The organism is Vibrio sp. HS-50-1, from assembly GCF_024747315.1.
GTDB classification, from domain to species: Bacteria; Pseudomonadota; Gammaproteobacteria; order Enterobacterales; family Vibrionaceae; genus Vibrio; species Vibrio diabolicus.
The window spans coordinates 77,095-88,223 of the sequence record NZ_JAMPZF010000043.1; the positions used below are offsets into that span (position 1 = coordinate 77,095).

Sequence of the window (11,129 nt, forward strand, 5' to 3'; positions counted from 1 at the left end):
TTACCTTCCTTACTCGTTCATAAAGAATCCAGATCAAAAATTAAGAATCCTAAATATAATGGGTATGTAAATAATTGATGATAGGGGTTTGTTTATTGATTCCCCCTATCTTTTGAAAAAACTACAAATAAAATAGAATGTTTTACATCATTAGTATTTACAGAAAATTAATATTGTTTTATCAAGGTAAATAAAACGGTATAACTTTTAGTTTTGTTGTTCTAATTTCAAAATAATGTCAATTTTTTATAAAGTAGAAGATGTTTTCATTAAATTAAAATTGGCATTGCATTTGCTTTGTATAATTCGAACTTTCAATGGCACTTATATTAGGAGAACGAAATGAAAAGCAATGTTGTTACTTTGATTGGCCTTTTTTCTTTAGCAACGTTTAGTACTTTATCTCACGCAGCGGGCTCCAAAGATCATGGTGTTTATGTCGGCGCCAGCTATGGTTACTTAAAAGTTGATGGACAAGATGACTTTGATGATGACAGCGATGCTATTCAAGGTTTGGTTGGTTACCGTTTTAACCCTTACTTAGCGTTAGAGGGCGGTTACATTGATTTTGGTAGCTATGGTAATAACCTAGCAAATGCCGAAACGGACGGTTACACCGCAGCACTAAAAGTTACAGCCCCTATTGCTGATCGTGTCGATCTTTACGCAAAAGGCGGTCAAATGTGGTACTCGACGGATTACAACGTTGCGGGCTTCCAAGGCAACAAAGATGACGAAGGTGTATTCGCTGGTGCCGGTGTTGGTTTTAAAGTTACTGATAACTTCTTAGTTAACGCAGAATATATGTGGTACGACGTAGAACTGAATGCAGAGAACGTAGCGAATGGTGCAAGCACAAAAACTGATTTTAACCAAGCATCGCTAGGTGTGGAATATCGCTTCTAATATTGTTAACCATGTTAAACCCAATAAAAATGCGAAGCTAAATGGCTTCGCATTTTTATTTTTTAAGAGATTTAATTATCTGCATAAAATTACTAATGAATAAAATATTTATAAAGTTGGAAGTGTTGATTATTAGAGATCGTCTGCTTATTTTTCTATAGGCTATAAAAGAAGCCGTGCACTAATAGAAAGTAACATCGTAAAAGTAGATCGTGTACTGTTGCAACATAAGTACGGATAGCAGATACAAAAAAGGCCACCCGAAGGTGGCCTTTTCCAAACGTTTGGTGGGCTGGCGTAAGTTGAACTTATAGTTTAAGCTTTTGATTTTAAAGTTAAATCAATGGTTTGATTTTTAAAGTGGTTACTACTATGGTTCCTAAATCTGTTATGATAAGACGATCTTTGGCCATTTTAATCTGTATTGCTTAAAGTATATCGTCGAGAGTATCTGCAGGTTAAAGCTCAATGCTCAGTAGCTCGTTATCGATCAACTCCTTTAGCTTCGCCTTGATCTGGCTTTTAGACTGACTACCTGCAATTTGGCTCAGTTTGTCCCAGTCAGCTTCACTAAATGTTAGCGTTTTTTCTTCTTTGCTGGTTTTAGTATCTTTGCTTTTATTGAGCTCTCTTTCTTTTCTGCCAAATCTCTCAGTTAGTTTTGCTTCCAGTTTTGTAAATTGGTTTGGCTCTGTGGTAGCGCAAAGCACATCAAAGATACACAAAATGGTTTGCTTTTGCTTATCGGTGCTCTCTGTTACAGAGAGACCGAGCGCCGGGAACTCTTTGGTTAAGCTACGGTAATACCAGCTTATTAAATTGCTATTGCTTGTTTGAAAGACATTTTTATTCGTATTTATTTTATTAAAGACTGTAGTATGAAGTTGTTCTAAATCCTGAAGTAATTGGTATGTTTTCCTGCGCTCTTGTGAAGAGATTGATATGATTATGAACTCTAGAGTATTCACTATGTTGTTGTAAGCTGAGAGGCTTTTATTTGGGCATATTTTTGCTAAAGGCTTTAGATGGCGGGTTTGATTGCGAGAACTTCTGTAGTTTTTTAAATCTAAATCTAAATCTAAATCTAAATCTATACCGGTACCTAAATCATGTTGACCTGATTCAAAAGAAATACTAGTTACAGGATAACGAAGATTCTCAGAACCATCTCTTACTAAGGCGCGAATCATTACAAGGAAAAAGTAAAGAGCTCTTGGCTGTTGATGTAACCAGCCAATATAATCATCGAGGTCACTCCTTATACTTTTCGATAGTGAAAAGATATTATCAATAAAATTCCCTAGTGCATCTATTTCTTCTTCATTCAAATTGCCAGAATCTAAAATCTCTCTATCTATATCTAATGTTTCACTAATGTATTCTTTTAATAAGAATTCTAATTGAGGTTTGTTACGTTCATTTAAATCTTTTGTTTTTTCATTAGTTTTAGATCTTGTTTCGATGATGGTTATATATTTCTTTAGATCTTCTGTTGTCGAGTTTTTTATTAGTTCTCGGTAGCGATTGTGGACCATTTCTTACTCTCAGTGAAGTTTTTTGTTGGTATATAGTAGGAAATATATCATATTTAGGAGAGTTTTTTACGCTATCAGGTTGGTTTTTGGTTGGTTTTTGGTTGGTTTTTGGTTGGTTTTTTGGTGGGTTTTGCTGTTTTTTGTGACTTAAGTAGGGCTTAGCAGTTGTGTTGTAAAGTTGAGCTAAGAAAACTTAATCAAGAGAAATTGATATTATCTTAGTCTGATTGATTTTATTTTTAAAGTGTTTTTAAATTTTCTTGGAAACTGATAGTTATACTTTTTTATCTTTAACACAGCTCTTTCTTATGCTTCTGGTGGAAATAATTGGAAAGGCTGCTCAATTAGCTTATAGCGTTGAAAATGCTCTAAAGCCGCTGGCTTGGTTCGGTTTGGTTTCGCTCGTAAACCGTCGGTATATAGTTATATATGTTTCATTCTTAAGCAGTATTCACAACCTATAAATTATTACCAAGATACCTAACCTATGAGGTAGTAAATCGAATAGGTATAAGAATGAATACAAAGAAAAGGATACGAGAGCCGAAGGTTTATCAGGGTAGGTACTTTCACGATATAAAGCTGAATAAAAAAAGAGAATATTATGAACCTTATTTGACAAGGTCAAAAGAACTTCTTGATTATGTTACAAGTGAACATAACAGGGTTCTTTCTTTTAGTCTTATTTTACGGTTTCCTGAAGGATTTAAGCAGGATAGAGATGTATGATATATATCAAGGTTTATAAGGATATTTCAGAAGAAGGTTGATGTTACTTTAAAAGAGAGAATAAAGAGAAAGGCCAGGGTTCATCATATCAAGAAGGGAAATAAGGTTTTCAATATATGGTGTAGAGAAAGGGATAGTAGTAATAATGACCACTATCATATGTTTATTCTACTGAGTTATGAAAACTTCCGAACTCTAGGTCACTACTCTACCAGTCTTGAGCCAGAAAAAAGCTTAGCAATCTTGTTACAAGAAGCATGGTCTGACGCTTTAGGAATTTCATACTGTGGTATGAAAGGCTTAGTTCAGTTTCCCCCTAAGAATAATTACTTCAGAGTCGTACAAAATAGGCCTGACACCAAGAGTAACTACGACGACTTACTTTTCCGAATGTGTTATTTAGCCAAAAGAGAGACGAAGAATTTTGGAGAAGGGATACGCTCATTTGGATGTAGCAGGATCAAGAGGGGCTAAGGCCTTAAATTCTTATCACGTGCCAATCGCCGTAGTTTTTGAGGAGAGAGCTGCGGTGTGGTTGGAATCTGATGTCACTGAGTGGATGAAAACTAGATTAACAGAGCTCAGTGAATATTAGGTGATTTTGAGTTGATACGTAATGAGGCTAGCGAGAACTAGCCTTTGATGCGATGAAAGAGCAATGACAAAAATGCCTGATATGGAGTGCAGTAATCAGACCTGGATGGTTGAGAAAGATGATCTGCTTATCCTTTGTGACGATGCCTTACATCCCATACACGCCACTGACTCGCTTGAATGTGAGTACGAGTGTCACGTTTAAGCTGAGTCAATGTGAAGGTGTTTGAGAAGATGTCACCACTTAGACAGTAGCTACAGAACTGATGACAGTTTTCATTTAACAGGGAATAGTCTGTTTGCACACCAAGCATGGCTTCTGCAATTTGAGCGGTAAACTCGCTGCCAATTGCTCTCCCTTGAGCATTGCAGCTCACGTAAATGGAAAGGGCTGTAGTATCAGCTAGGAACTGATGAATTGTTACGGCTTCAATAAGACCTTTACCATTACGATGGATGATACGTCCATTTCCCACGTAGACACCTGAATGTTCAGCATATCCAAATGCGAGATCGCAATACACAATGCTACCTCTTACTGGGCTATTCGTTTTCCAGAATAAATTTTGGATTAAGCTTTTCGATAAGCTGCCAATTAGAAAGCTTCCTATTGCGTGATATGGATTCATGTTATTTGCTCTCAAATATAATAATGACGAAACTCAAAAGGGCTCTGAGCCTAATGTTTATAAGGGATTGGCGGTCCCGCTCCCTCACTAAATGACCAGGCTTAAAGCTCAAGAGAAACAAAGTCTTTATCGACTTCATCTTGAGTGATACCGATATAGCGAAGCGTGACGCCCTCAGATGTGTGACGAAGCATTTTCATGACACGGCCTATATCCTTTGTAGATTGGTAAAGAAAGTAGCCTCGTGTCTTTCTTATCGAATGAGTACCTAACGCAATATTTAGCTCTTGGCCTACCTGTTGAAATGCCATAGACACGGCGCGTCGCGTGATTGGCTGGGGTGGTTTGTTTTTCAACTGTTGGCATCGGTAGGATTGAAACAAGTAAATGTGGTCGGGATGTTGCTCCCTTAATCTAGCAATATGCTGCTGCGCTTTGGTATTGAGCTGAATGTTTGCCAGCTTGCCAGTTTTACTTTCACGAATAATAAGTCGGTCACCATGAATGTCTTCAAAGCGGATCGATAACAAATCAGAAATCCGCAGTGCTAGGTTTAATCCGATATGCCACACATCGGCCATTTGTGGATTACAACGAATACTCAGTAAATGTCCAACCAGACGTATGGTGTCATCGTCTTTGATTGCTTGTACCTCAGCCATAATCTGCTTCCTTTTTTGTCTGTAGAAGGATGTTTTGGGAAGCACAGAGCAGACGATATCAAGAAACCCTTGTGCAATAAGGGATTGAAGCTTCCCGTTTTAACAATATGGGAAGCAGACATCGGCTTAGCTCTATGCGGGTGGTTTTGTTGAATATTTGGTAAGGGAAGGGGAGTGTTCTGGGGTAGTAAGTGGATTGGCTTTGGTTGTTAGCCACACTTAATCTGAATTTGGTTGTAAGCGTCCATTGCTACATAAGCTAGAAAGTTGCACTCCCACATTTCATACAGCTCCGTGGTTTCTTGTAGGTGCATGCCCAGCCAGCCGCTAAAGCGCGCGAAAGCGACGTTGTTAGCAAAATCAAAAGTAAGGTCGGGAACCAGTTCTGGTATTTCGTCGCCCACATAAACGCGGTCCGTTATCTCACTAATGGCAATATGGCTGTCTTTAATATCGATAGTGATAGAGACAGGATGAAACCCTCCATCTTTCGGGTGGTAACTGGTGTCCTTAAATCGGATAGTTAGCCGTCCTCGGTAATTAACATCATGAATAGAGCGTTTGATTAAGTCTTTGAGTTGGTGTGAAGGCTTGGCTCGCTTGCATGCGAACATAGCCAGGTTAGCAGCTTGATTCATAGTGACCTCTTTGAGGGAAATGGAGATTAGCGAATGGGGGTAATGTCGATTGAGATTGCAGAGTGTGCGATGAGCGAGCGAGTGACTGCTTTAAGCCAGCTGGCGAGTAAGGTTTGTACTTCTGGCCGTTGTAAGCTGCACTGCTTAATTTCAGGGTGATAGAACCAACAACCCGCGAAGTTGAAATACAGCGATAACTCTTTTTGTGGCGAGCCTGTGACGACAACATCAAAGGTGGCGATAAAGCGAAGCTGCCAGGGCGAATCACTGGATGTGCGTTCTAGTTGAATTTCAATGGGCTGAAATCGTTGGTCTGTTTCTTGAGAGCGAATGTTTAACGCCAAACGCTCAACTGTATTAGGAATGGTGCTGTCCAATAGCAGGGCATCAAGAAAGCAATGCATTGGAGTAACGAGCTCATCATTAAGCCCGAAAACAATAAACTCACTCATATCAATCCCTTTTCAGCAAATGAGACACAGTCTTCACCAACGACGATGTGGTCTAAGACACGGATATCCACGAGCTTTAGAGCGTCGATAAGTCGCTGAGTAATGCGTTTGTCGGCTTGGCTAGGCTCAGCAATACCGGAAGGGTGGTTGTGGGCAAAAATCACCGCGGCAGCGTTGTGGTTTAGTGCCGTTTTTAATACTTCACGGGGATAAATCGAAGCGGCGTCAATCGTGCCAAAGAACAACTCTTCGAAGCTGATCAATTGATGTTGGTTATCAAGAAACATCACGGCAAACACTTCGCGGTCATGTGCTCCTAATTTGAGTTTTAAATACTCTTTGACATTGGTTGGGTTAGTGAACGTGCCTTCACGTTTGTATTTCACAGCCAGCGCCTCGGCTGCACGCTCTAGCAGTTCATTGAGTTCTGAAATCTCAAAGGGGTAGTCATGGTCAGTATTTGGGGTACGCATAAGGGCTCCTTAGACTATCTGTTTGGTTATGCGTACTGATGAAATATGTCTGAAAGGGTTTTAAATCAGGCTTGCTAGGGCTGGTGGGGAGAACGCAAGCGTGCCTAGAGACAGGTAAAAAATAACTTACTTGCCGTTGTTATGTAGAAATAGCTGTAAAGCAAGTTATTAACAACCAAGCCGAATCAAAGAATGTGTCGGCTTTTTAGTCTCTGGAGAGTATGACAATGAGTATGGAAATTTATGTAGAAGCGGCCATGGTGAGAAAACAAAGAGGTCGTCTTGTTGGTGGTATTGCGTACATAGCACTCGATGCTGATGGATGTATTGATGATGAAGATTGGGAGCCTGTTGGCTATGTCACAGACCAAGCTTATCTAGACCTATCGGCGCTTGCTTTTGGATTAAAGCGTGCGAGAGATGGCGATATTATTTATTCAAGCAGCAATTATTGCGTCAAGGGTTTTAATGAGTGGTTAGATGGCTGGAAGCGACGAGATTGGCGTAAAGCAAATAAAGAATCGATAGCTAATGCAGAGCTCTGGCGGCTGGTGGATGAAAGAAGCGCGGAGAAGCGTGTTGAGGTGAGAAAAGTCGCTGCCTGTTCAGCAGGAAAAGATGCAGCTTATAGATACGCTCTCCTGGCGACGAAACGTCAGTTGTAAGGACAATGAATCACTTGCTGGTACTGCCAGCAAGTGATTCATATTTGCCGTTATCGAATTTTATAGCTTTGCAAACAAACCACAGGGACAAAACGGTATTTTTTTATGTGCAAGTCAATCCCATGGGAACCAATGACATAGGAGGACGTCCCATGAGATTTCTAAAACTACAAGAAGTAATGGAAAAGACAGCACTAAGCCGTTCAGCAATTTACCGGAAAATGAATGAAGATCAATTTCCTCAGTCCATCAGCCTAGGGGATAGGGCAGTAGCTTGGGTTGAAAGTGAAGTAGATGAGTGGATGGAGGAGTGTTTAGCTTTAAGGTGATTCAGTGCCGCTTTGTTTTCAGAGGGAGCCGTCACACTCTATCATTCTTCTGGCATTCTTTATCGCCTTATGCAATCAGGCTGTATATCATCGTAAATTAATGATGTTTGATGGTATTGTAGGTTTTGGCTAGTGGAGAATAGAAAAGAAAGCTTAGTTAATATTTTGAGGTCCTGGCACTTAGTGGAGTTTTTTCAAGCCTACTCGGTACCAGACAAAGACGACAGTAAAATTGCTCCAGTAAACGTGGCTGGTCACGAGTTGCAGTCGCACGGTAATTACCTACTTCCGTGGTTAAATCCCGCGGCTCGTGACAAGCTCGGCCTTACTCCAGGAAAAAAGTGTGTTTATACCCTATATCTAGGTTTGTTCGATAAATCGGCGATAGATAAAAAAGTTGCAGAGTATTTTTCTACCAACCGCCAGGAGGATTGCTTCTCTGAAGAGATAGAGCAAAGAAGAGACAATGAAGGGGCGTCTTGCTTTGCCAAATTGATGTTGGATGAGTTTGGTACTCCCCGGCTCGATACCTTTTCGGTAAGCACACTACCTTGGGCTTTAGCCGAGTTACTCGGGGGAAGGGCAGGGACGATATCTCAGGAACGATTTGATAGTCGCTGCGAGGACCTTAACGAGTTTGTGGAGCGGTGGGAAACAACCTTGCCTAGCCATCCTCGCTCAGAGGGAAGACATACTCTTTGTGTGAAAAGCCTAATGAACTTGATTGAAGGGCTTTATCAATGGGCTGGTATTTCCAATCAGGAGTTATTGCTTTCAGATAATTCAAAGGTTTACCCGCTTCAGATGGCTTTTTATGAGTACGAGGCGAAGTCAGACAACCTTTTGGAGAATAAAAACAAGTCAGAAAAAGCTGAAGACGATAATGAAGATGACCCTAGCGATGACGAATCTCAGTTACCCATCCTGAACAGCTTTTACATTCGAGATATAGAACGTGCCATTAATGCGGTTTCTACTGGCAGGAGCAGCAAGCCCCTTCAAACGTATCTGGGGCAATCCGATCATAAGCATGTCGACCTGTATACAAACGATTCGATTCCGTTGATTCATAATCACCTGAGCCCCAAAGAAACACCAGAAGGAAGGTGGCTGACGGAGCCTGCTCATAACATGTCCTTAATGCAGCAGTTTGCTATCAATACCGTCTTCAAGGAGCTAAAAACAGGTGGAGTAATCTCAGTAAATGGTCCTCCTGGCACAGGTAAAACCACCTTATTACGTGACATAATTGCGCAAAATATTGTTGAGAGAGCGAAAGTATTAGCTTCTTTTTCGAAAGCTGCCGATGGATTAAGTCCAGAAGGGTTTCTTATTGAAGAGCTTACTGATTTTGAAATGGTTGTGGCGTCATCAAACAATGCAGCCGTTGAAAATATCTCAAAAGAACTTCCTCAAGCAAAGTCGATAGCTGACAGATACGCTAATACCAGTTTTTTTCGCTCTGTTGCCAATCAAGTTAGTGCTGATGAGAAGAAAGGTCGTTTACAACCCTTGAACGACAAAGTACAGAGCTGGGGAAATATATCTGCTGCCATGGGGGCTTATAAAAAGAGGCAAAGGTTTCTCGATCGCTTTTTCTTTAAATATCACTATGAAAAAGGCAAGGAGCCAGAGTTTAGAGAACCTTCTTTAGACTTCTTGAACTTTTGGCAATATCGCTCAACTTATACCGGGCCCTCTTTTCACACGGCCAAAGCAACTTTTAACGAGAAGTTATCTCGTTTCCATGAACTGAATGACAAGTTAGCCTATTTTGATAGCCTGAAAAACACTTTCGATGCACATCAATTTGATGCTGATTTACATCGAATGAACCTAGCTCTCAATGAGCTAGAAAACTACGTTCATTCGCTTTCTATGGTGTTAGATGCCCTTAATTCGACAAGAAACGCTGAAGTAAAAAGGGAAGAAGAAATTGCAGTTTCCATAGAGTTACTGAAGGTGAACACGCCTAGTTGGTTTAGTCGGTTCTTTAACACTAAGAAAAATAAACAATATAGGGCCTCACTATCCCAAAAGCTTGGCGAATTCGAAAGTGTCAAAAAAGCTATCCGGTCGGTTGTTGGTGATGTTGAAGCCAAAGAAATCGAGATAAAAGGATATACAAAGAAAATTTCACAGCAGCAGGTTGATATTCAAGCTAAAGAGCTTGAAAAGAAGAAGCTTCTAGATGAGTTAGATGCCTATAGAACGGAGTTTAAAGGGTATCATTTACCTGAAATTACTGATGATATCGAGGATCATGACAGGCAGAGGCATGCTTGCTGGCAGCACGCAACCATCAATGAATTACGGTCTGACATTTACGCGGCAGCGTTAGAGCTTCACGAGGCTTGGTTGATAGAGGCCAGTAAGCAGAGTGCCTTTCTATCAAAGATAAGAAAAATCAATGATGTTGTGTTAGGGAAGAGTAGCGAAAATGCACTGGCGATTTGGCAGATACTGTTTATGTTTGTCCCCGTGGTTTCGACGACTTTTGCTTCATTGGGAAATATGTTTTCTAAGCTGCCCCCAGAATCTCTAGGTTGGCTCATGATTGATGAGGCCGGGCAAGCAATACCCCAAGCAGCGGTTGGTGGGTTGCTTCGTGCTAAGCGGGCTGTGGTTGTTGGAGATCCTCTGCAAATCGAACCTGTGTTTACTTCCCCACCAGAGCTTATTGACTACCTAATGCAATCTAAATTGCAAGAGGAATCCGAGAAGTGGGACCCTTGTAAGTGGTCAGTTCAGACGTTAGCCGATCGCGTTAATCCATATGGCTGTATGATAGATATGGATGGTGAAAACCAATGGATAGGTATACCGTTATGGGTACATCGCCGATGTATAGAACCAATGTTTAGCATTTCGAATGAAATAGCTTATAACAATCGAATGATACATGGCTCTGACAACAATAAAGATGTTGAGCCAAGAACTCATAAGGCCTTAGGACACAATCGATGGAATGATTCACAAGGAGACTGTGTACTCAAACAGTACAAACTTGAGTTGGGTGAAGATGTTAAAGCTCTTTTACTCGAATTAGCAGCGCACAATGGGGACTTAAGCAGCATCTACCTGATAACACCGTTTAAAGCGGTAAAAAAAGAGTTGAAAGAAGATCTAAGGCGTAGCAAGTCTGAGCTGTTGAGTAACTCGAATTGGAAAGGGAAGGACTTTAATAACTTTTTGAAACACAACGTGGGGACTGTTCATACCTTCCAAGGCAAGGAGAACGATACCGTCATTTTAGTACTTGGTTGTGACACAAGAAACAGTGGCGGGGCGTCTTGGGCTTCTTCAAAACCAAATTTGTTGAACGTAGCGGTTACCCGAGCCAAAAAACACTTGTATGTCATCGGCGATATTCAGGTTTGGTCCGACAAGCGCTATTTTGATAAAACATACAGTAAGTTGAATCATTTTAGTATGAAAGACTATTCGCAGAGCGATAGTACAACGAAACACAAAGACCCATTGCCTGTTTAGGTTAGTAATAGTTCTACACTTACGA

The 11,129-nt window shown here is 40.6% G+C and carries 11 protein-coding genes; 5 read left to right on the plus strand and 6 right to left on the minus strand.

Annotation, left to right across the window (positions count from 1 at the left end; genetic code table 11):
- The first annotated feature begins 342 nt into the window (after positions 1-342).
- Positions 343-906 (plus strand): porin family protein, encoded by a 564-nt coding sequence (locus NDJ01_RS18730; protein ID WP_258587127.1) that lies wholly within the window; start codon positions 343-345, stop codon positions 904-906.
- 458 nt (positions 907-1,364) lie between these two features.
- Here the strand turns inward: NDJ01_RS18730 and NDJ01_RS18735 are convergent, their stop codons facing one another.
- Positions 1,365-2,441 (minus strand): hypothetical protein, encoded by a 1,077-nt coding sequence (locus tag NDJ01_RS18735; protein WP_258587128.1) that lies wholly within the window; start codon positions 2,439-2,441, stop codon positions 1,365-1,367.
- Between the two features lie 744 nt (positions 2,442-3,185).
- On the opposite strand from NDJ01_RS18735, the gene NDJ01_RS18740 reads away from it, so the two are divergent.
- Entirely contained in the window at positions 3,186-3,644 is a 459-nt protein-coding gene (locus NDJ01_RS18740) for an inovirus Gp2 family protein (protein ID WP_258587161.1), read from the plus strand.
- Between the two features lie 248 nt (positions 3,645-3,892).
- Here NDJ01_RS18740 and NDJ01_RS18745 read toward each other — a convergent pair whose 3' ends face one another.
- From NDJ01_RS18745 to radC, 5 genes are all read right to left on the minus strand, one after another.
- Positions 3,893-4,393: a lecithin retinol acyltransferase family protein gene (locus tag NDJ01_RS18745; protein ID WP_309475425.1), complete on the minus strand. Its 501-nt coding sequence runs from the start codon at positions 4,391-4,393 to the stop codon at positions 3,893-3,895.
- Between the two features lie 101 nt (positions 4,394-4,494).
- A complete protein-coding gene (locus NDJ01_RS18750; protein ID WP_258587130.1) occupies positions 4,495-5,055 on the minus strand; it encodes a tyrosine-type recombinase/integrase in 561 nt (186 codons plus the stop codon).
- Positions 5,056-5,264: 209 nt separating this feature from the next.
- Positions 5,265-5,693, minus strand: coding sequence for a DUF2787 family protein (locus NDJ01_RS18755; protein WP_213963405.1), 429 nt, complete (start codon positions 5,691-5,693; stop codon positions 5,265-5,267).
- A gap of 26 nt (positions 5,694-5,719) precedes the next feature.
- On the minus strand, positions 5,720-6,145 hold the full coding sequence (locus NDJ01_RS18760) for a DUF2787 domain-containing protein (RefSeq protein WP_258587131.1): 426 nt from the start codon (positions 6,143-6,145) through the stop codon (positions 5,720-5,722).
- A complete protein-coding gene (gene radC / locus NDJ01_RS18765; RefSeq protein ID WP_031855499.1) occupies positions 6,142-6,618 on the minus strand; it encodes a DNA repair protein RadC in 477 nt (158 codons plus the stop codon). Before radC ends, NDJ01_RS18760 begins: the two co-directional genes overlap by 4 nt.
- Positions 6,619-6,845: 227 nt before the next feature.
- Between radC and NDJ01_RS18770 the strand changes: the two genes are divergently transcribed.
- The 3 genes from NDJ01_RS18770 to NDJ01_RS18780 all read left to right on the plus strand — a co-directional run bounded on the left by NDJ01_RS18770 (position 6,846) and on the right by NDJ01_RS18780 (position 11,104).
- Complete coding sequence (locus NDJ01_RS18770) at positions 6,846-7,283, plus strand: RNase H family protein (protein WP_258587132.1); 438 nt, start codon at positions 6,846-6,848, stop codon at positions 7,281-7,283.
- Positions 7,284-7,405: 122 nt separating this feature from the next.
- A complete protein-coding gene (locus NDJ01_RS18775; RefSeq protein WP_089183715.1) occupies positions 7,406-7,612 on the plus strand; it encodes an AlpA family transcriptional regulator in 207 nt (68 codons plus the stop codon).
- Positions 7,613-7,744: 132 nt separating this feature from the next.
- Positions 7,745-11,104 carry an ATP-binding protein gene (locus NDJ01_RS18780; RefSeq protein WP_258587133.1) on the plus strand — a complete coding sequence of 1,120 codons (3,360 nt, stop codon included), beginning with the start codon at positions 7,745-7,747 and terminating at the stop codon, positions 11,102-11,104.
- Positions 11,105-11,129: the final 25 nt, after the last annotated feature.